We start from the raw sequence: 20,461 nt of genomic DNA, 5'->3' as shown, positions 1-20,461 counted from the left end.
ACCCCATGACCGAGGAGACCGGACTGCTGCGGACCCTGGCCGAGGACCTTTCCGTCGTCGTCGCCCGGGACCCGTCCCTCACCAGCCGCCGAGAGGCGCTCGGCCACACCGGCCTGTCCGCCGTATGGGCCCACCGCGTGTCACACCGGCTGTACGGCCGTGGGATGCGCACCGCGGCACGTACGATCGCCCGGATCTCCCGGCGGCGGACCGGGGTGGAGATCCATCCCGGTGCGGTGCTGGGGCGGCGGGTCTTCATCGACCACGGCGCGTCCGTGGTGATCGGCCAGACCGCCGTCGTCGGCGATGACGTGACGATCTACCAGCAGGTGACGCTGGGTGCGGTGGGCTGGTGGGCGGACAACCACCGCCCCCCGGGTGCCCGCCGCCACCCGGTGGTCGGCGACGGCGTGATCCTCGGCGCGAACGCGACCGTGCTCGGCCCGGTGACCATCGGTGACCATGCCCTGGTGGGAGCGATGGCCACGGTCACCGAGGACCTGCCGCCCGGAGCCCGGGTGTACGCGGCCCGCTCCGTGATCCGTCCGGCGCCGGGGCCACGGGCGGTGCCCCCGCTCGAGGCCGGTCCGGTGCCGGTGGCCCGTATGGGCACCGCCGGTCCCGGCGTCCCGCCCGTCGCCGGCCGGTCCGGCGGGGCCGTGGGCACTTCCGTGGGCGATCGGCCGCCGCTGTCGGTCTCCGACGCCGTACGGGAGCTCGCCTCGGCCGGCTCCTGGTGACCCCCACGACCGCTCCGGCCCCCGCTCCTCTTCTCCTCGTCCTCCGTCCCCTGTCCCCCGCTTCTGGAGCCTTCCGGTGACCCCCGACCTCCTCATTGCACCCGCCGGACGGCGCGTCGCCGCCGGCCTCGAAGAACTCGTCGGCAACACTCCATTGGTCCGGCTCGCCGTCCCCGACGCCGCGCCCGGCACCGAGGTCCTCGCCAAGATCGAGTCCACCAACCCGTTCGCCAGCATCAAGGACCGGGCCGCGCTCGCGATGCTGCGCGGCGCCGAACAGCGCGGCGACCTCGCCCCGGGCGGCACCGTCGTGGAGGCGACCTCGGGCAACACCGGGATCGCGCTCGCCGCGTTGAGCGCCCTGCGCGGCTACCGCTGCATCGTCGTGTTGCCCGACAGCGTCACCCCCGAGCGAATCGGGCTGCTGGCCGCGCTCGGCGCGGAGATCGTGCAGACGCCCAGCGCCGAGCGGTTCGCCGGGGCCATCGCCAAGGCGGAGGAGATCGAGGCGGCCACGCCCGGCTCCTGGTATGTGCGCCAGCACGAGAACCCCGACAACGTCCGCGCCCACTACGAGTCCACCGGACCCGAGATCTGGGCGGACACCGGCGGTCGGGTCGACGTGCTGGTCGCCGGGGTCGGCACCGGCGGCACCCTGACCGGCACCGGACGCTTCCTGCGCGAACACAACCCCGCCGTGGAGATCGTCGCAGTGGAACCGGAGGGCTCGCCGGTGCTCTCCCAGGGATACGCGGGCACCCACCGGATCCCCGGACTGAACGGCGGCTTCGTCTCACCCACCACCGACGTGACGCTCATCGACCGGGTGCTGACCTGCTCCGACGACGAAGCACTCGGCACCGCCCGAGCGCTCACCCGGGAACAGGCGCTGTTCGCCGGGCTCTCCTCGGGCGCCGCCGTGCACGGCGCGCTCCGGCTCGCCCGGGACCCCGTCTACGCGGGCCGCACGATCGTCACGATCCTGCCCGACACCGGCGAACGCTACGTCAGCATCTGGAACGAAGGGGCCCTCGCGTGACCACGCTCGTCCTCCACCGCGGCTCGCTGCGCGCCAATCCGTACGAGCGGTGGCTCGCCGGCCACGGAGAGAAGATCGTCCTGGTGGGCTCGGCCGAACAGCTCGCCCTGTTCGGCGAGGAACTGCCCACCGGGGCCCCCTACCTGCACGCCGAGGTACTGACCGACTACGACACCGGCGCCCACGTGGAGCGGCGGGCCGCCGAACTCATCGAGGAGTTCGGCGTCACCGACATTGTGGCCTGCCAGGAGTTCGACATCCTGCGGGCGGCCGCGCTGCGTGAGCGCTTCGGGCTGCCGGGCCAGCGGCCCGGGTCGGCCCTGGTGTACCGCGACAAGTGGGAGATGAAGAAGCTCGCCACGGCCGCCGGGATCCCGGTCGCCGCGCACGTGCTGCTGCGCTCGGCCGCAGAACTCGACGCCTTCGCCGACGCCCACGGCCTGCCGGTCGTGGTCAAGCCCCGTCAGGGGCTGCTGTCCGTCGGCGTGTCCGTGCTGCGCACCCGCGAAGAGCTCGCCGGCTGGGCGCGCGACGCGGAGCTGATGCGCCCCGACGGCGAACCGGAGTGGCTGGCCGAGACGTTCGTCGAGGGCTCCATGTGCCACATCGACGGCACCGTCCTGGACGGCCGAATCGCGACGATGTGGCCGTCGCAGTACCAGTACGCCCTGGCCGACTTCCGCGACCGCAAGGGACGGGTCGACATCGCGCTCGGCACCGCCGACCCGCTGGCGCGGCGGCTCATCGCGTTCGGCGAACGGGTCCTGGAGGCGTTCGGCGGCCCCGAGCACTTCGCCTTCCACATCGAGGTGTTCCACACCACCGACGACGAACTGGTGCTGTGCGAGGCGGCCTCCCGAGCCGGGGGCGCGGGCGTACGCGACGTGCAGCGGGCACTGTTCGGCTTCGACCCGATGGAGTACCCGGTCCGCCGCCAGCTCGGGCTGCCCGCCCCCACCGGTGAGCGCGCAGACCCGGCGCAGCTCGCCGGGCAGCTGCTCTTCACCAAGCGGCCCGGGGTGCTGGCCTCGTTGCCGGACCCGGCGACGCTGCCGGAGGGCGTCGTGAAGTACACGACGTACGCGGAAGTCGGCGACACCGTCCAGGACGCATCGCACTCCGGGGACTTTCTCGCCGCGTTCGTCGTCACCGGCGCGGACCGGGCCGAGACGGAGGAACGGATCCGGGCGGCGGAGATCTGGTTCAAGGCGGGGCTCTGGTTCAAGGCGGCGCCCGGCGACATCTGACCCCGGGGCCGGCGCCCGTTCGGGTCCACGCGGGCCCGACATGGCGAAGTAACCACGGTGTTGGCGGCCATACCGTCCAGAGAGCGGGTGTACGGACACCTCCGCACTCCAGGAGAAGCACGGCCCGGCCACGCGGTCGAACAATGGCTCCGTGAACTTCGAAGCGGCAGCAGACCACCCGGGCGACAGGTCCCCGGCGCACCCTCCCGTGTCCCCCCGATTTGCGGGATTCCGGCTGGCGGGCGGCCTGGACCTGGCTGCGCTGCGCCGGGCCTGGGACACGACGGTGAGCGCCCGGCCGGGCGACGCCGTGACGGCCGAGCCACTGCGCTTCACCGACCTCACCGCCGTGGCGGTGGACGATGTCGATGCGCTGGCCGCCGCGCTGTGCGGCCAGTGGGCCACCGAGGCCCCGGCGGTCCGGGAAGCCGAGTCCGCCACGGCGGTCGCGGCGGGCCCGCACGCGCGGTTGCACACCGCCCGGATCGCCCCGGCCGACCTGCTGCTGTTCGTGACGGTGGACGGGGCCCTGGACGAGGCGCACGTCTCCCGGCTGGTCGACACGTTGTCGGCCGCGTACGCGCACGAGTGCCACGGTGCACCGGCCCCGGTGGCGGTGGCGGTGGCGACAGCCCAGGAGGCGGCGGCCCGTGAGGCGGTCGTGCGCACCCTCCGGACCAGAACACACCGGTACGAAGGGGCCTCGCTGCCGTTCGTGTGGGACGGCGAGCTAGCCCGCCGGGTCGCCGAGGTCGCTGCGGAACAAAGCGCGTCCCCGACCGGTGTCCTCCTTGCCGCACTGCGAGCACTGCTGCTGCGCCACGGCGGCCACGCGGGCGACGGAACCCTGCGCGCGCTGCTCGGCTTCGAACCGCACCCACTGCGCGGTGACCGCGACCTCCCACAGCTCGACGCGGTCTTCGCCGACCGGTCCGCGGCACCGGCCGTCGACCGGGTGGCGGGCCTGCGCGCTCGGCCCGTCTTCCCTGACAGGGTGATGCTGCCGGCCGGGCTCGTCCTCGTCGTCGACACCCTCGAGGACGAGGCTCCACGACTCTCGGGCCGCCTGGAGTACCGAACCGCGCTCTACAATGCGGACTCGGCCGCGAACCTGCTCGACGGGCTGCGCACCCTACTGGCGGCGGCGCTGGACGCGCCGGACACACCGGTCGACACACTGCCGCCACCGCTTCCCGCCGCCGCGTTGATCGAACGCTACGCCGCCCTGCCGGTGTTCAAGCCGGTCGGTCACACCGACCCCCTGCCCGTACAGGTGGCGGCGCATGCCGTCACCGACGCGCCCGCGGTCGTCTGGGACGGCCGCACCACTGGCTACGCCGCGCTGGACGCGGCGGCCCGCGACGTCACCCGGCGGCTCGCCGCCGCCTCCGTGGCCGCGGGCGACGCCGTGGTGGTCCGGATGCCGCCGGGGCCGCTGCGGATCGCCGCGCTGCTCGGCGTCCTCGCCCACGGCGCCAAGCTGTGTTGGCTCGCCCCCGGCCCCGCCGGTGAGCGCGGCCGTTCGGTGCTCACCGCCTTGGGACCGGCCTGCGTGGTCGTCGAGGGTGACGGCGTCGACGAGCTGCTCGACTGGTACCGCACCGAGCTCGGCGGCCGGGTGGTCGACGTGGCCGCCGGCGAGGCCGCCCCGCCCGTGACCCCGGCATCCGACGTCACGCCCGGCGACACCGCGTACATCGCCTTCACCTCCGGCTCCACCGGACGCCCCAAGGGCATCCCGCAGACACACGCCGCGCTCACCCAGTTCACCGGCTGGCTCGGCACCCGGTTCGCGATGGGTCGCGGGGCCCGAGTGGCCCAGTGGGTCTCCCCCGACCACGATCCGGCGCTCGCGGAGGTCGGCGCGACGCTTGCGACCGGCGGGACGCTGTACGTCGTGCCCGACGAGGTGCGGGTGAACCCGGACCTGCTGGTGCCGTGGCTGGCCGAGCACCGCATCACGCACCTGCAGACCGTGCCCAGCTTCGCCCGCGACATCCTCGACGTGATCGCCCGGACCGGAGCGGGGCCGCGGCTCGACGCCCTCGGCCATCTGCTGCTGATGGGCGAGGCGCTGCCGCCGGAGCTGCTCCGCGGCTTGGCCGCGGAGCTGCCCGCGCTGCGCGTCTTCAACCTGTACGGGCCGACCGAGGTCGTCGCCGCCACCTGGCACGAGGTCACCGGCCTGACCGAGGGACCGGTGCCGATCGGCCGGGCCATCCCGGGCCGCCAGCTCCTCGTCCTCGACGAGAACGACCTGACCTGCCCGGTCGGGGCCACCGGGAGCATCGTGGTGCGCTCCCCCTATGTGACCTCGGGCTACCTGGGCAGTGCCGACCGCACCTCGTTCCGCCCAGTGGAGTGGCTGGACACTCCCGGCGCCGAGGGGGGCTGGTACCGCACCGGCGATCTCGGGCGGCGACTTCCCGACGGCACCCTGGAGTACCGGGGCCGCGAGGACTTCCAGATCAAGCTGGCGGGCAACCGGGTCGAACTGACCGAGATCGAAGGGTCGCTCGCCTCACACGCCTCCGTCCTGGAGTGCGCCGTGGTGCCGGTCGCCGAACCGGCGTCGGGCCTGGTGCGCGGACTCGACGTCCACGTCGTGCCGCACCGGGACGCCGACGGTCGGCCGCTCGGTGCCGCCGCCGAATGGCGGGCGCACCTGCGCGGCCACTTCGGCTCCCTGACCCTGCCCGCGACGTTCCACGAGGCACCGGACCGCCTGCCGCGCAACGCCGCCGGGAAGGTGGACCGCTCGCGCCTGCGGGCGGCGACCGCCGCGGCCTGACCCCGCATCACCTGCCTTCATCCGATTTCACTGGGAGTGAGTACGTTGACGACAACTGAGATTTCCACCGTTCCGGTCGCGTTCGACGGCGAGAGCCTGACCATCGACTCGGTGCGTCAGGTCGCCGAGGAGGGCGCGCAGGCCGCGGTTCCCGGTGAGGCGATGGCGAAGGCCCGCAGGAGCAGGGAGATCTTCGAGGGCATCGCCGAGCAGAACATCCCGATCTACGGGGTGACCACCGGCTACGGCGAAATGATCTACATGCAGGTGGACAAGTCCAAGGAGACCGAGCTGCAGACCAACCTGGTCCGCAGCCACAGCGCCGGTGTCGGACCGCTGTTCGCCGAGGACGAGGCGCGCGCCGTCGTCGCCGCCCGCCTCAACACGCTGGCCAAGGGTTACTCCGCGGTGCGCCCGGAGATCCTGGAGCGTCTCGCCCTCTACCTCAACCTCGGCATCACCCCGGCGATCCCGCAGATCGGCTCCCTGGGCGCCAGCGGTGACCTCGCCCCGCTGTCTCACGTAGCCAGCACCCTGATCGGCGAGGGCTACGTGCTGCGCGACGGCAAGCCGGTGCCTACCCGCAAGGTCCTCGACGATCTGGGCATCGAGCCGCTCCAGCTCAAGTTCAAGGAGGGCCTGGCCCTCATCAACGGCACCTCGGCGATGACCGGTCTCGGCTCGCTCGTGGTCGGCCGCGCCCTCACCCAGGCCCGTCAGGCCGAGATCGTCACGGCACTGCTCATCGAGACGCTGCGCGGCTCCACCAGCCCGTTCCTCGCCGAGGGTCACGACATCGCCCGCCCGCACAAGGGGCAGATCGACACGGCGGCCAACATGCGCGCGCTGATGGACGGCAGCAACCTGACGGTCGAGCACGCCGACCTGCGTCGCGAGCTCCAGGCCGACAAGGACACCGACAAGGACGTCCAGCGCTCCGAGATCTACCTGCAGAAGGCGTACTCGCTGCGGGCCATCCCGCAGATCGTCGGCGCCGTCCGCGACACCCTCTACCACGCGGTGCAGAAGCTGGAGATCGAGCTCAACTCGGCGAACGACAACCCGCTGTTCTTCGAGGGCCAGGACGAGATCTTCCACGGCGCGAACTTCCACGGCCAGCCCATCGCGTTCGCCATGGACTTCGTGACCATCGCGCTGACCCAGCTCGGCGTGCTCGCCGAGCGGCAGATCAACCGGGTGCTCAACCGTCACCTGAGCTACGGCCTGCCGGAGTTCCTCGTAGCCGGCGACCCCGGCCTGCACAGCGGCTTCGCCGGTGCCCAGTACCCGGCCACCGCGCTCGTCGCCGAGAACCGCACGATCGGCCCCGCCAGCACCCAGAGCGTGCCGTCCAACGGCGACAACCAGGACGTCGTCAGCATGGGTCTGATCGCCGCCCGCAACGCTCGCCGCGTCCTCGAGAACAACAACCGCATCCTCGCCGTCGAGTTCCTCGCCGCAGCGCAGGCCGTCGACATCTCGCGTCGCTTCGAGGGCCTGAGCCCGGCCGCCAGGACCACGTACGAAGCCGTTCGTGCGCTGGTCCCGACGCTGGGCGTGGACCGCTACATGGCCGACGACATCGAGCTGATCGCCGCCGCCCTGTCGCGCGGAGAGTTCCTGGCGGCCCTGGGCCGCCACACCGACGTCGTCCTGCGCTGACCCGACGCGCCGGACACCCGGCGCTCCTCATCCACGGCGCGCGAGGCCGGCCGCACAACGCGGCCGGCCGTCCCGCCCCCTGCCCGGCCCGCTGCCCGAAAGGACCCCACACCCCATGACTGTCGCCCCGGTCGCCCCGCCGACCGACGCCCTTCCGCACGCCCTGCTCACCGCCTCGCCCGACCAGGCCGACGCGGAGTTCCTGCGGCTGACCGACGCGCTGTGGAAGGAGGGCGTGGCCACGGACGGGGCCCTGGCCGAGGTGCCCGGGCTGGTGGCCGCCCTGTCCGGCGCCGACGAGCTGCGCCAGGGGTACCTCGCGCTGCTGCTCGGGCTGCTGGTGGAGACCGAGCACACCGCGGGCGGCGGCCCGCTGACCGAGGCCGTACGGGCCGGGCTCGCCGACTACCTGCCGCTGCTCACCGGCTCCGAGCCGGGCGGTCCCACCCAGCTCGCCGCCCTGTACCTGCTCTCCCACCTCGGTGGTGACCGGGAGCGGATCCTCGCCGCCGCGGCCGGCACCGAGCTCACCCCGGACGACCGCACCCGGCTGGAGCGCTGCCTGCAGCCGCTCGACCCCGAGAACGCCGTGCTGGGCCGGGTCTGGCCCTCACCGCACGAGTGGCAGCTCGGCGCCGAGGAGCTGGCCTTCGACCAGGACTGGATCCGCGCCCTGACCCCGGAGCAGCTCGCGGCGACCTGGTCGGGCGACACCCGCTCGGTGCTCGCGTACACCGGTGCGAAGGCCGTGTGGGCGTTGCGCAACGGCCGCCCGACGGTTGTCCGTGACACCAGTGTCCACGCGGACGCCCGCCCGACCGAGCCGCCGGCCCCGCGCATCGAGGAGTTCAGCCGCTTCGCGGACGTGCTGCGCTGCCCCGCCTGCCGCGCCACGCTGTCGTTCGCGGCCACCGGCGCGTCCTGCACCGGGTGCGGGCGGAGCTACGCGTTGCCGCACGGTGTGCTCGACCTGTCCGCCGGTGCCGGTGAGCACGACGAGGACGACGTGCTGCAGAACGCGGCCGGTCTGCAGGGCATCGGCTTCCACTACGAGAACGTGCTGCGCCCGGCGTTCCTGCGGGTGATGGGCCAGAACTGGGGCGGGGCGATCAGCCCCGTCGACGAGGACGCCTATCTGACCGAGCAGCTGTCCGCGGTCGACGGCCCCGTCCTGGACGTTGCCGCGGGGGCGGGCCGCTGGACCGCCGTGGTCGCCGAGGCGGCCGCGGACGGCGGGGTGCTGGCCCTGGACCTGATCGCGCCCATGCTGGCGGGTCTACGGGCCCGGCTGCCCGATATTGCAACACTGCGGGCGAGTGCCCTCGCGCTGCCGGTGGCGGACTCCTCACTGGCGGCGGTCAACTGCTGGAACGCGCTCCAGGCGTTGCCGGACGCGGGCAAGGCGATCTCCGAGATCGGCCGCGCGCTGCGGCCGGGCGGCCGGCTGACGCTGCTGACGTTCCGCTGGGCGTCCGACCCGGTCTACCGCTACTTCCAGGGCTCGCACGCGTTCCCGGGCAGCCCGGACGGCATCAAGCTGTTCGAGACCGGACAGGTCCGTGCCTGGCTGGACGAGGCGGGGCTCTCGCCGGTGGCCGAGACCGGTCCCGGCACCTTCGTCATCATCACCGCGGAAAAGCGCTGACGCCACGTCCGGCATTCCGGAAAAACCGTAAAGAGCACGGCCCGATGTCCCGGTGCTCGGTGGATCCCACGGGTCCACCGAGCACCGGGATTCGCACTGAGCAACATTGAATATGGAACCGCCCTTTGCTCGGTGCAACGATCCTTTCGGCCCAACTCCGGTGACCGATTCAGGAGAATTCATGCAGACCATCGAGGCGCCGTCCCGCGAAGAACTCGTCCGCCGTGCGACGGACCTGATTCCGCTGCTCCAGCGGAATGCGCCGGTCGGCGAGGAGAACCGCAACCTGTCCCAGGAAACGGTTGACGCCCTCACCGAGGCCGGAATCCTCAAGATGCGCGTGCCGCACCGCTACGGCGGTTACCAGTCCGACATGCGCACCGTGGTCGACACGCTCGCCGAGCTCGCCCGGGGCGACGGCTCCGCCGCCTGGACCGCCTCGGTCTGGGCGATCAGCTCCTGGATGGTCGGCCTCTTCCCCGACGAGGTCCAGGACGAGGTCTTCTCAACCCCCGACGTCCGCATCAGCGGCATCCTCAGCCCGACCGCGATGGCCGCCCCGGTCCCCGGCGGCATCGTGCTCAACGGCAAGTGGTCCTTCAACTCCGGTGTCCGGCACAGCCACTGGAACACCAACGCCGCGATCCTCATCGGTGAGGACGGCGAACCGCAGCCGATCATGGTGGCCGTCCCGATCTCCGACCTGACCATCGTGGACGACTGGCACACCGCCGGACTGCGCGGCACCGGCAGCGTCAGCACGATCGCCGAGAACCTGTTCGTGCCGCAGGAGCGCGTGCTCCCGATGGTGCCGGTGCTCATGGGCCAGCACCGCTCGGTGCTCAACGCGGGCTCCCCTCTCTACAGCGCGCCGTTCATGCCGACCGCCTGTGCCACCATCTCCGCCCCGGCCCTCGGTCTCGCCCGCGCCGCCAAGGACGCGTTCCTGGACCGGCTGCCCGGTCGCAAGATCACGTACACCGCGTACGAGAGCCAGGCCGAGGCCCCGCTGACGCACCTCCAGGTCGCCGAGGCCACCGTGAAGATCGACGAGGCGGACTTCCACGCCCACCGCGCCGCCGAGATGGTCGACACCAAGGGTGCCGCCGGTGAGGAGTGGACGCTGGAGGAGCGGGCCCGGGTCCGCCTCGACCTCGGCGCCGTCACCCAGCGCGCCAAGGAGGCCGTGGACCTCCTCAACACCGCGAGCGGCGGCTCCTCCGTCTACAGCTCGGTGCCGATCCAGCGCATCGAGCGGGACGTGCAGACCATCAACCTGCACGCGATCCTCCACCCCAACACCAACCTCGAGCTGTACGGCCGGATCGTCTGCGGCCAGGAGCCCAACACCGTCTACCTGTAGGCCCACCCGAGATCCGCCGGAGGACTTCCTGATGGAAAGCCGCTGCCCTGTCGCCCTGGACCCCCTGGGCGCCGACATCCACGCCGAGGGCACCCGCATACGGGCGCAGGGACCGGTGGCCCGGATCGAGCTGCCGGGCGGTGTGAAGGCCTGGTCGGTCACCGGCCACGCCGCCGCCCGGGAGATCCTCAGCGACCACCGCTTCTCCAAGGACGGCAGGCGACACTTCGACGCCTACGTCGACGGCACGGTCGGCGAGGACTTCCCGCTGATCGGCTGGGTGCTCATGGAGAACATGACCACCGCCTACGGCGCCGACCACACCCGGCTGCGCAAGCCGTGCGCACACGCCTTCACCCCGCGCCGGGTGGAGGCGCTGCGGCCGGCCGTGGAGGCGATCACCACCGAGCTGCTGGACGAGCTGGCCGCCCTTCCCGCCGGGGAGCCGGTTGACCTGAAGGGCCTGTTCGCCCACCCGCTGCCGGCCCGCGCCATCTGCGACCTGTTCGGAGTGCCCGCGGAGGCCCGCGCCGAGATGCTGCGCGGCGGCGAGGTCAACGTCGACACCAGCATCTCGCCGGAGGAGGCGGCCGCCAACGTGGCCCGCTGGCACCAGGAGATGCTCGACTTCGTCGACTCCAAGCGGCGCTCGCCGGGCGACGACCTGACCAGTGACCTCGTCGCGGCCCAGCGGGCGGACAGCTCGCTGCTGTCGGACGACGAGCTGGTCGGCACGCTGCACATCATGCTCGCCACCGGCACCGAGCCGGTGAAGAACCTCATCGCCAACGCCGTGCTCGCCCTGCTGACGCACCCCGAACAGCTCGCTCTGGTCCGTTCCGGCGAGGCGACCTGGCAGGACGTGATCCAGGAGACGCTGCGTGTGGAGGCGCCGGTGGCGCACCTGCCGTTCCGCTTCCCCGTGGAGGACGTCGAGATCGGCGGTGTCACCATCCCCAAGGGCGAGCCGGTGCTCGTCAACTACGCGGCGATCGGTCGCGACCCCGAGGTGCACGGTGCGGACGCCGACCGTTTCGACATCACGCGCGCCAACAAGGAGAGCCTCTCCTTCGGACACGCCATCTACCGCTGCATCGGCCAGCCACTGGCCCTGCTGGAAGCCGAGATCGCGCTTGCCGCGCTGTTCGAGCGATTCCCGCACCTGGGTCTGGCCGTGCCGGCCGGGTCCATCGCCCCACAGGGCACGTTCATCATGAACGGCGTCGCCGAGCTGCCGGTGCTGCTCGACGCCCGCCCGACGACCATGAAGGCCGCCGTGGTGCCCGAGGTGGGTGCCACCTGGGAGCTGCGGGACATCCCCGTGCCGCAGCCCGGCCCCGGCCAGGTGCTGATCCGGGTGCGGGCCAGCGGCCTGTGCCACAACGACCTCTGGCTGACCGACGGCCACTTCCCGTTCCCCGGATTCGAGCCGGTCGTGGTCGGTCACGAGGCGGCGGGCGACGTCGTCGCCGTGGGCCCGGGCGTCACCCGCCGCAAGGTCGGTGACCGGGTCGGCGCGACCTGGGTGCAGGGAACCTGCGGGACGTGTGACTACTGCAGGCTCAACCTGCCGCTGACCGGCCAGTCCGGCATGAACTGCGCGGCGCCCGTGATGAGCGGTCTGACCGTTCCCGGCCACCACGCCGAGTACGTCGCCGTGCTCGCGGACTCGACGGTGCTGCTGCCCGACGAGGTCAGCTACGTGCAGGCGGCACCCGTACTGTGCGCCGGCTACACCTCGTGGAGCGCGCTGCGCGCCGCCGACCCCAAGCCGCACGAGCGGGTGGCGGTCCTCGGCATCGGCGGCCTCGGCCACCTGGCGCTGCAGTTCTCCCGGGCCTGCGGCTTCGACACGGTCGCGATCACCCGCTCCCCCGACAAGCACGACCTGGCCCGGGAGCTGGGGGCCGCCACCGTCGTGGCCGACGGCGCGGAGCTGGCGGCCGCGGGCGGTGCCGACGTGATCCTGGTGACCGGCACCTCGTACGAGGCGGCCACCGACGCGCTCCAGGGGCTGCGCCCCAACGGCCGTCTGGTGCTCGCCACCATCGACCCCGAGGGCTCCTTCTCGATCGGGCCGACCAGCCCGGTCTGGGCACAGCGCCAGCAGATCATCGGCGCCACCCACAACGGTCTCGAGCAGCTCACCGAGGCGCTGCGGCTGGTCGCCGAGGGCAAGGTCGACCCTGTCGTCGAGGTCTTCCCCAAGGAGCGGATCGCCGAGGCGGTCGCCCTGGCCGCCAAGGGCGAGGTCCGGTTCCGGGCCGTCGTCACCTACTGATCCGCCACCGATCCGCCGTCACCGCCAGGAGCTGGAGAGATGAGCACAACGACCGCGCAGGCGATCCGCGAGGGGGAGCGCTGGGACCAGTCGTCCCCGGTCTCCGACGTCTTCAACGAGGGCCAGGCACACCTGAGCTACTGGTTCGGCCCAGACGACGACACCCCGATGGCGGAGGCGTCGCGCCGGCTGACCCGCAAGGTCATCGACGTACTCGGCGTACGGGCCGGTCAGCGGGTCCTCGACGCGGGCTGCGGGCCCGGCGGACCGGCGCTGCTGGTCGCCGAGGAGACCGGCGCCGACGTCACGGGCGTGACGGTCAGCGGCTTCGAGGCCGGCGCCGGTGCGGAGAAGGCTGCCGCGCGCGGCCTGTCCGACCGGCTCCGGTTCGAGCACGGCAGTTACGCCGAGCTCGGCCACCACGCCGACGGCTCGTTCGACGCCGTGATGGCGATGGAGTCGCTGCAGTACGCGCCGGACCTGGCCGCGGCGCTCGCCGAGCTGTTCCGGGTGGTGCGTCCGGGCGGTGCCCTGACGATGACCGACTACACGCTGGCCCCGGGCGTAGCGCAGGACGAGCGGGACGTGCTCGCCGAGCGGCTCGCCCTGCCGCTGCTCCAGCCGGTCGAGGAGTGGCTGGTGGCGCTGCGCGCGGCGGGCTTCCACACCGAGGAGTGGACCCAGTGCGGCCCGCGCGTGTTCGGCATGGGACCGAAGTACGTGGAGGCCGCCGAGGAAGGCCGGGAGACGCTGCGCGCCGCCTTCGGCGACGAGGCGGTCGCCGGGCTCAAGGAGGCGATGGCCGACTTCTTCGGCCCGGGCTCCGAGCGCATCGCGTACAGCATCGTCACGGTCCGCAGGCCTCGCGTCTGAACACCCCGCGTCCCGGTGACGCGGAAAACCCGGGAGGGGGCCCGCCGCGTGAGCGGCGGGCCCCCTCCCGTTGTCCTTGGTGCGAGCTACTCGGCACCGTCGTCGTGGACGACCTTGCGGACCTCCACGGCGGTGAACTTCGCGTCGGGGATGAGTGCCGCGAGTTCGACGGCGCGCTCCTCGGAGGCGACATCGACGACGTAGTAGCCGCACAGGAACGATTCGCCCGGGACGTACGGTCCTCGGGCGGACTGCACGGCGCCGTCCCTGACGGTCACGGTAACGGTTTCAGTGGGGGCGTCGAGGGCCTTGGTGCCGACCATCTCACCACTGCCGCGGATGATCTCCTGGAAGCGGTCGTGGCCGTCGAACACCTCCTGCTGCTCCTCTTCGGAGAGCTTGTCCCACAGGACGGGGTTCATGTGCATGATGAGCAGGAACTTCACCTGTCGTCACTCCTGGTTCGGGGCTGGGGGGAAATCAGTGGGGGCCGGCAGCGGGGCGCCGGGGTCGGCCACCAGCTCGCTCAGGACGTCGTGGAAGTCGGCGACCAGGCGCCGGATCGTCCTTTCGTCGTAGAGGTTGCTGCTGAAGCCGAGCTCGCCGATGAGCTCTCCGGTCGGGGAGATCTCGAGGCAGAGCAGGGTGCCGTCGGGGATGTCCGAGCCGATGCTCTGCGAGAGCACCTTGCGGCGCACGGCCTGGTACGCGAGCGGCCCGATCCGCTCCCCCGCCATCGTGAACGGGGTCTGGATGACCTGGAAGACGCAGGACGCCAGGCCGTCGACGCCGACCCGGGCCATGAGTTCGGGGGCCTCGTCCAGGACGTGCGCCAGCGGGATCTCCCGGGTGTAGGCGTCCAGGCAGCTCTCGCGGGTGCGGGCGAGCACGTCGTGGAAGGTGGCACAGTCGGTCAGGTCGGTGCGCAGGGGCAGGAAGTTGAAGAAGGAACCGACGGCGTCCTGGAAGCGGGCCTGGGTGCGGCCCGGAGTGAAGGTGGGCACCACGACGTCGGTGTCGCCGGTCCGCCGGTTGAGGAAGACGTTGAAGGCGGCGAGCAGCACGATGAAGGCCGAGCTGCGGGTTCCCGCGGCCAGCGTCGTCACCTGCTCCCGCAGCCGGGCGCCCCAGCCGAACCGGTACCAGGAGGTGGAGAACTCCGGTGCCTCGCTGCGGGCCCGGTCGGTGGGCAGCGCGAGGGCGCGGGCGCCGTCGAGCTTGGTGCGCCAGAACGCGCGGGCGGACCGCTCGGCCTCGCGGGCCTCGTCGGAGCGCTGCCAGTGCGCGTACTCGCGGTACTGCGGCGCGGGGGCGAGCGGCGGCAGGTCGGCTCCGGCTCTCCGGGCGTAGAGGACGGCGAGGTCGCGCAGGATGACCTGCATCGACCAGGCGTCGACCGCGGTGTGGTGGGCGATCAGTGCGAGGACCGCGTCCTCGTCGTCGAAGCGGCCGAGGACCGCGCGCAGCAGCGGCATGCGGCGGACGCCGATGGTGTCGGCGGCGAGTTCGTTGAGCAGCTCTTCACCGGCGAGGTGGCGGCCCTCCTCGTCGGCCGGGTCGGTCGCGGGTAGCTCCCGGACCTCCAGCGGCACCGGCGCGGGGGCGAGGATCCGCTGGTGACGCGGCTCGGCGTTCCGGACGACGGTGGTGCGCAGTGCCTCGTGCCGGGCGACGACGTCGTCGAGGGCGGCCTGCAGCAGCGCGGTTTCGACGCGCCCGCTCACCCTCCAGCCGTCGACGATGTGGAAGCGGGGGCCGAACGGTCCCATGTCATCGCCCTTGTCCCACAGGCACAGGAACTCCTGCTGGACCGCGAGCGGGAACCCTTCGGTCGGCGCGAGGTCGGCGACAGTCACGCGGCCCTGCCCTCGGCCGCGGCGTCGACGGCTTCGCCGACGGCCTGCCGGAAGGCGGCCAGGTCCGGGTCCTCGAACAGGACGCGGATGTCGAGCTCGACACCGAGGTCCGACTCGACCCGGGCCACGATCCGCACGGCGGAGACCGACTGGCCGCCGAGGGCGAAGAAGGTGCGCTCCTCCTTGCCTGCGGCCGGACGAAGGATGTCCGTCCAGATGCGGGTGGCGGTCTCCTCGACACTGTTCGTCACGGGTGTGTTCTCCTCAGTCACGGAACGCTTCGTTTCTGGTCTTCCTGAGCTCGTCGAAGGAGGAGAGGTCCGGGACGGTCCAGCCGTCCAGGTCGTACTCGCTCATGCATTCGTCGACGAAGCTCTTGTACTGGTCCAACTGGCCGCTGACGGTTTGGGAGAGGAGCAGCTCGACACGGGTGTTCTCGTGGCTGCCCGCGTAATTGCGCTCGTACAGTTCGTGGCGGCCGCCGAATTCGGTGCCCACCGCGTCCCACAGCAACTTCATGACCTTGATGCGCCCCTCGGCGTCCGTGCCGCCGGAGCCGCGCACGTACTTGTCGAGATAGGGGCGGATCTCGGGGTTGGCGAAGTCGTCGGCGCTGGAGTTGACGTAGATCAGTCCGCTGGCGACGTCCTGCTGGACGATCTCCTTGATGCGCGGGTAGCCGATCTGCATGAACCAGCGGTAGGCCATGCCGTACTCGGGGTTGGGCAGCAGGGCGCCGTTCTTCCACTCCACGGGGTTGCGGGCGGCGGCGTCGGAGAGCCCCCAGAACAGGTTGCGCCAGGCGAGCACCTCGCCGAGGCGGCTCTGCACGCCGCGGAACTCGCTGGTTCCCGTGACTTCCAGGGCCTTGGCGAGGAGCCCGGCGAGGAACTCCAGCTTCACCGCGAGGCGGGTGCAGCCGTGGAAGGTGAACCGCTCGGGGAAGCCGGACTTGGCGGTGAACATCTGGACCTTGCCCAGGTCCCCGTAGATGAAGACGTTCTCCCAGGGGATGAGCACCTTGTCCATGACGAGGATCGTGTCGTTCTCGTCGAGGCGCGAGCTCAGCGGGTAGTCGAAGGGGGTGCCGGCCAGGGCGGCCGTGGCGGAGTAGGACGGGCGGCAGATCAGCTTGAGCCCGGGCGCGTCCATGGGAACGGTCGCGACCAGCGCGAACTCACGTTCCTTGACCGGCAGCCCGTAGTGGGCGATGAAGTTGTAGTGGGTGAGCGCCGAGCCGGTCGCCACCACCTTGGCGCCGCTGACCACCAGGCCGGCGTCGGTCTCCTTCTCGACGTGCACGAACACGTCCTTGACCTGGTCCGGGGGCAGGTTGCGGTCGACCGGCGGGTGGACGATCGCGTGGTTCCAGTAGAGGACCTTTTCCTGCGACTCCCGGTACCAGTGCCGCGCGTTGTCCGCGAACGGGCCGTAGAAGTCCGCGTTCGCCCCGAGCGTGCCGAGGAACGACGCCTTGTAGTCGGGGCTGCGACCCATCCAGCCGTAACTGAGGCGGGACCACTCGGCGATGGCCCTCTGGTCGGCGACGAGGTCGTCGACCGAGCGGGGCGTGGTGAAGAAGCGGTGCGTGTAGCCATCGCTGCCGGTGTCGGTGGGGGCGATGAGGGCGGGCTGGCGCTTCGGGTCGTGCAACGCGTCGTAGAGGCGGGCGGTCATCCGGATCGGGTTGTGGAAGGCCGGATGCGTCGTGACGTCCTTGACCTTGTCCCCGTAGATGTAGACCTCGCGGCTGTCGCGCAGACTCTCCACGTATTCATCGCCGGTGAACGGGCGTGTCCTGCGGCGCTCTTCGGCCATGGTGTTCCTCTCCTCGCCCAGGGCAGCGAGTCTGGCATCGCGGGCCCTGCGAGGCCTTATCCCAGATTGCCGACTTGAGAGCACGACAGAAGATGCAGGGCTCGTTCCGCACACGAAGAATGGGCGCCGACTGTCTTGCGCAGTTTCCCCGAGCGGAGGCCGAATCCCATGCCCGACCAGGTCGTTCTCGACGTCTGGCTCAACGACTACCCGGTCGTTCCGCTGTTCCTGAGCGAGACCAGGGAACTGGCCGAGGAGTTCGAGCGAGCCCACCCCGGAGTGCGGATCCAGGTTCGCGGGGTCGATCACCTGAAGCTCCCCGAAGAGGTGGCCCGTGCCGCCCGCGAGGGGCGTCCGCCGGCCATCGTGCAGAGCTTCTACACCTCGACGCAGCTCTCCCGCGACCTGCTCGCGGCCGACGGCTCGCCGCTGTTCACCTCCGTGGAGCGGGCGATCGGGGGCCGCGACAAGATCCTCGGTGTGCCGGTGCGCCTCGACGACCTGGTGCGGGCGGCCCGCGACTACTACACCTTCGACGGCGAGGGGCTCTTCGCCCTCCCGCCGCTGACGTCGACGACCTTGCTGTACGCCAACACCACCGTGCTGGAGGCCGCCGGGGTGCGCTCCGTGCCCCGTACCTGGGAGGAACTGACCGCAGCCTGCGCGGCGGTGGCGCGCCTGGACGGCGGACCCTCGCACGGGGTGACCTGGCCCAACCACGGCTGGCTGTTCCAGCAGGCGGTCGCCCAGCAGGGCGCCCTGCTCGCCACGCCCGGCAACGGGCGGACTGGGCGCGCCACCGCCGTCGAGGCCGACTCGCCCGCGGTGCTGCGTTTCGCCCGCTGGTGGCAGGGGCTGCACGCGGACGGTCACTACCTCTACTCCGGCCTGCGGTCGGCGGGTGACGACACCTACCCGGCGTGGGAACGCAACTACCGTGCTTTCGCCGAGCAGCGGGTCGCGTTCGTGCTCAGCACCTCCGTGGAGGCCGACCGGATGGTGCAGGCGGGCCGCGACGGAGGCTTCGAGGTCGTGGCGGCACCCATGCCGTACAGCGGCGAGGTGCCCTACGCGGGCAACGTCATCGGGGGCGACTCGCTGTGGCTCACGGCCGGGCTCGAACCTGCTGCCCGCGATGCCGCGCTCGCCTTCCTCCTGACGTTCCTGACCCCGCGCAACGCCGCCGAACGCCACAAGACGAGCGGTTTCATCCCCGTCACCGAGTCCGCCCGGACGCTCCTGGAGGACGAGGGCTGGTTCGAGGCGAACCCCCATCACCGGGTCGCCCTCGACCAGCTCGCCGCAGGCGGACGCACGACCGCCGCGGACGGCGCACTGGTCGGCGACTTCGTCGGGATCCAGGACACGCTGACCGCAGCGATGCACGACGTGCTCACGGCGGGCGCCGACCCCGCCGAGCGGTTCGCCTTCGCCAGGTCCGAGGCACAGCGCCTCCTCGACGACCACAACGCCCACTGCCTCGGCCTGGTGCCCGGGCAGCGCGGGCCGCGCCGCTTCCGGGTCGGCTGATCAACCCGGCTCGCACAGGACTTTTCTCTGGAGGAAACACAGTGGCGCAGAACCTGGACACGGCTCCCCGTACGAGGCCGGCCCCGGACGTGGTGAAGCCGCGCCCCGCGGCCGAGCGGCCCACCGCCCCGGCGTGGTGGCGGCGCCCGTGGGTGCTCCCGCTCGGCGTCGTGGTGTTCGCGTTCCTCAGCTTCGTGTGGCCGCCCTACCTGGGCCTGGACCCGAAGGCCTCGCTCATACCCATCCGGCCCGAGGCCCCGCAGCACTACCCGATGCTGGTCGCCCACATCGCCACCGGCACGATCTCGCTGGTGACGGTCGTGCTGCAGCTGTGGCCGTGGCTGCGCCGCCGCCACCCCGCCGCACACCGACTGATCGGCAGAACCTACGTCTTCGCGGGCGTCCTGCCCTCCGCGGTGCTCGCCTTCTTGATCACACCGCTGTCGATGGGCCCCTCGGTCGGCACCACCCTCGGCGGCGTGCTGTGGCTGTTCACCACCGGCATGGGCTTCGCCCGCGCGGTGCAGGGACGCATCCTGGCGCACCGGATGTGGATGCTCTACAGCTTCGCCTTCGCCATCAACATCGTGTGGGGCCGGGTCTTCGTCGTCCTGCTGATGAGCCTCGGCGTGCAGAACCAGGCGATCTGGTCGCAGGTCGCGGGCACCGCGCCGTGGCTCGGCTGGGTCATCAACCTCTTCCTCGTCCAGTGGTGGCTGAACCGCACTGCCGACCGTCCGCTGAAGGAAATCGTCTGAGCGCCCGCCACCGGCGGCCCGGGGAACATAAGGAACGAGGATCCAAGTGAGCGAACTGCTGCGGAACAAGGTCGTGGTGGTGTCCGGTGTCGGTCCCGGCCTCGGCCGGGCGCTGGCGCTGGGCGCCGCGCGGGCGGGCGCCGACGTCGTACTCGCGGCGCGGACCGCCTCCGTGCTGGAGGAGGCCGCCGCGGCCGTCGGGGAGACCGGCCGACGCGCCCTCGCCGTACCGACCGACATCACCGACGAGGCCGCCGTCGAGGCGCTGGTCAAGACGACCGTAGACGCCTTCGGCCGGGTGGACGGGCTGGTCAACAACGCCTTCGCGGTGCCCCCGATGGCGCCGCTCGCCGATGTGGCAATCGACGACATCCGCTCCGGCTTCGAGACCAACGTGTACGCGGCGCTGCGGCTGACCCGGCTCTTCGCCCCGGCGCTGGCCGAGGCCAAGGGCTCCGTCGTCATGATCAATTCGGTGGCGATCCGGCACTCCAAGCCGCTCTTCGGTACGTACAAGATGGCCAAGGCGAGCCTGTTGGCGCTCGCCCAGAGCCTGTCGAGCGAACTCGGCCCGCAGGGCGTCCGCGTCAACACGGTCGCTCCCGGATACATCTGGGCGCCCGCCCTTCAGGGCTATTTCGCCTACCTCGCAGGCGAGCGCGGGATCCCCGAGCAGCAGGTGTACGACGAGGTCGCGGCCGGCCTCGACCTGCGCAGGCTGCCCGAGCCGCAGGAGATCGCCGACAGCGTCCTGTTCCTGCTGTCCGACCTGTCCCGGGCCGTCACCGGGCAGTGCCTGGACGTCAACGGCGGCGAGTTCCACCACTGATCCGGTCGTCCCTGCCGGGATACGACCAA

At 71.7% G+C, this 20,461-nt stretch carries 16 protein-coding genes; 12 read left to right on the top strand and 4 right to left on the bottom strand.

The window, feature by feature from the left end; all coding sequences use genetic code 11:
* The first annotated feature begins 5 nt into the window (after positions 1–5).
* The 9 genes from epsC to BN1555_RS37025 all read left to right on the top strand — a co-directional run bounded on the left by epsC (position 6) and on the right by BN1555_RS37025 (position 13,641).
* Complete coding sequence (gene epsC, locus BN1555_RS37065; protein ID WP_093804310.1) at positions 6–740, top strand: serine O-acetyltransferase EpsC; 735 nt, start codon at positions 6–8, stop codon at positions 738–740.
* A 76-nt stretch (positions 741–816) separates the two neighbouring features.
* On the top strand, positions 817–1,779 hold the full coding sequence (locus BN1555_RS37060; RefSeq protein ID WP_093804309.1) for a PLP-dependent cysteine synthase family protein: 963 nt from the start codon (positions 817–819) through the stop codon (positions 1,777–1,779).
* A complete protein-coding gene (locus tag BN1555_RS37055; protein ID WP_093804308.1) occupies positions 1,776–3,026 on the top strand; it encodes an ATP-grasp domain-containing protein in 1,251 nt (416 codons plus the stop codon). The genes BN1555_RS37060 and BN1555_RS37055 overlap by 4 nt, the downstream gene beginning before the upstream one ends.
* A 208-nt stretch (positions 3,027–3,234) precedes the next feature.
* Positions 3,235–5,817: an AMP-binding protein gene (locus BN1555_RS37050; protein ID WP_255306567.1), complete on the top strand. Its 2,583-nt coding sequence runs from the start codon at positions 3,235–3,237 to the stop codon at positions 5,815–5,817.
* Between the two features lie 45 nt (positions 5,818–5,862).
* Entirely contained in the window at positions 5,863–7,479 is a 1,617-nt protein-coding gene (gene cmdF / locus BN1555_RS37045; protein ID WP_093804306.1) for a tyrosine 2,3-aminomutase, read from the top strand.
* 115 nt (positions 7,480–7,594) lie between these two features.
* Positions 7,595–9,124, top strand: coding sequence for a class I SAM-dependent methyltransferase (locus BN1555_RS37040; protein WP_093804305.1), 1,530 nt, complete (start codon positions 7,595–7,597; stop codon positions 9,122–9,124).
* Between the two features lie 181 nt (positions 9,125–9,305).
* Positions 9,306–10,487, top strand: a complete 1,182-nt coding sequence (locus tag BN1555_RS37035; protein ID WP_093804304.1) for an acyl-CoA dehydrogenase family protein — start codon at positions 9,306–9,308, stop codon at positions 10,485–10,487.
* 31 nt (positions 10,488–10,518) lie between these two features.
* Positions 10,519–12,768, top strand: coding sequence for a cytochrome P450 (locus tag BN1555_RS37030; protein WP_093804303.1), 2,250 nt, complete (start codon positions 10,519–10,521; stop codon positions 12,766–12,768).
* Between the two features lie 39 nt (positions 12,769–12,807).
* On the top strand, positions 12,808–13,641 hold the full coding sequence (locus BN1555_RS37025; RefSeq protein WP_093804302.1) for an SAM-dependent methyltransferase: 834 nt from the start codon (positions 12,808–12,810) through the stop codon (positions 13,639–13,641).
* Positions 13,642–13,727: 86 nt separating this feature from the next.
* On the opposite strand, the gene BN1555_RS37020 is transcribed toward BN1555_RS37025, so the two are convergent.
* Genes BN1555_RS37020 through BN1555_RS37005 form a run of 4 tightly spaced genes read right to left on the bottom strand, consistent with a single transcriptional unit; the run spans position 13,728 to position 17,315 of the window.
* Complete coding sequence (locus BN1555_RS37020) at positions 13,728–14,087, bottom strand: YciI family protein (RefSeq protein ID WP_093804301.1); 360 nt, start codon at positions 14,085–14,087, stop codon at positions 13,728–13,730.
* Between the two features lie 6 nt (positions 14,088–14,093).
* Positions 14,094–15,497 carry a condensation domain-containing protein gene (locus tag BN1555_RS37015; protein ID WP_255306566.1) on the bottom strand — a complete coding sequence of 468 codons (1,404 nt, stop codon included), beginning with the start codon at positions 15,495–15,497 and terminating at the stop codon, positions 14,094–14,096.
* Entirely contained in the window at positions 15,494–15,748 is a 255-nt protein-coding gene (locus BN1555_RS37010; protein ID WP_093804300.1) for a phosphopantetheine-binding protein, read from the bottom strand. The genes BN1555_RS37015 and BN1555_RS37010 overlap by 4 nt, the downstream gene beginning before the upstream one ends.
* 13 nt (positions 15,749–15,761) lie before the next feature.
* A complete protein-coding gene (locus BN1555_RS37005) occupies positions 15,762–17,315 on the bottom strand; it encodes a 4-hydroxyphenylacetate 3-hydroxylase N-terminal domain-containing protein (RefSeq protein WP_218058279.1) in 1,554 nt (517 codons plus the stop codon).
* Between the two features lie 168 nt (positions 17,316–17,483).
* Here BN1555_RS37005 and BN1555_RS37000 point away from each other — a divergent pair, with 168 nt between their 5' ends.
* The 3 genes from BN1555_RS37000 to BN1555_RS36990 are packed head-to-tail and all read left to right on the top strand — an operon-like array spanning position 17,484 to position 20,432.
* Positions 17,484–18,845: an extracellular solute-binding protein gene (locus BN1555_RS37000; protein WP_093804299.1), complete on the top strand. Its 1,362-nt coding sequence runs from the start codon at positions 17,484–17,486 to the stop codon at positions 18,843–18,845.
* Positions 18,846–18,886: 41 nt separating this feature from the next.
* A complete protein-coding gene (locus BN1555_RS36995; RefSeq protein ID WP_093804298.1) occupies positions 18,887–19,603 on the top strand; it encodes a DUF2306 domain-containing protein in 717 nt (238 codons plus the stop codon).
* A gap of 46 nt (positions 19,604–19,649) precedes the next feature.
* A complete protein-coding gene (locus tag BN1555_RS36990) occupies positions 19,650–20,432 on the top strand; it encodes an SDR family oxidoreductase (protein ID WP_255306565.1) in 783 nt (260 codons plus the stop codon).
* The last annotated feature ends 29 nt before the right edge of the window (positions 20,433–20,461 follow it).

The organism is Streptomyces sp. Wb2n-11 (genome assembly GCF_001049855.1).
Taxonomy (GTDB): Bacteria; Actinomycetota; Actinomycetes; order Streptomycetales; family Streptomycetaceae; genus Streptomyces; species Streptomyces altiplanensis.
The sequence above is the reverse complement of the archived record's forward strand: the minus strand, read 5'-3'. Positions and strand labels throughout refer to the sequence as shown.

Excerpts from the sequence above, each read along its gene's own strand:
- epsC (WP_093804310.1), top strand. The coding sequence starts at position 6 with ATGACCGAGGAGACCGGACTGCTGCGGACCCTGGCCGAGGACCTTTCC.
- BN1555_RS37025 (WP_093804302.1), top strand. The coding sequence starts at position 12,808 with ATGAGCACAACGACCGCGCAGGCGATCCGCGAGGGGGAGCGCTGGGAC.
- BN1555_RS37000 (WP_093804299.1), top strand. The coding sequence starts at position 17,484 with ATGCCCGACCAGGTCGTTCTCGACGTCTGGCTCAACGACTACCCGGTC.
- BN1555_RS37040 (WP_093804305.1), top strand. The coding sequence starts at position 7,595 with ATGACTGTCGCCCCGGTCGCCCCGCCGACCGACGCCCTTCCGCACGCC.
- BN1555_RS37030 (WP_093804303.1), top strand. The coding sequence starts at position 10,519 with ATGGAAAGCCGCTGCCCTGTCGCCCTGGACCCCCTGGGCGCCGACATC.
- BN1555_RS37005 (WP_218058279.1), bottom strand. The coding sequence starts at position 17,315 with ATGGCCGAAGAGCGCCGCAGGACACGCCCGTTCACCGGCGATGAATAC.
- BN1555_RS37035 (WP_093804304.1), top strand. The coding sequence starts at position 9,306 with ATGCAGACCATCGAGGCGCCGTCCCGCGAAGAACTCGTCCGCCGTGCG.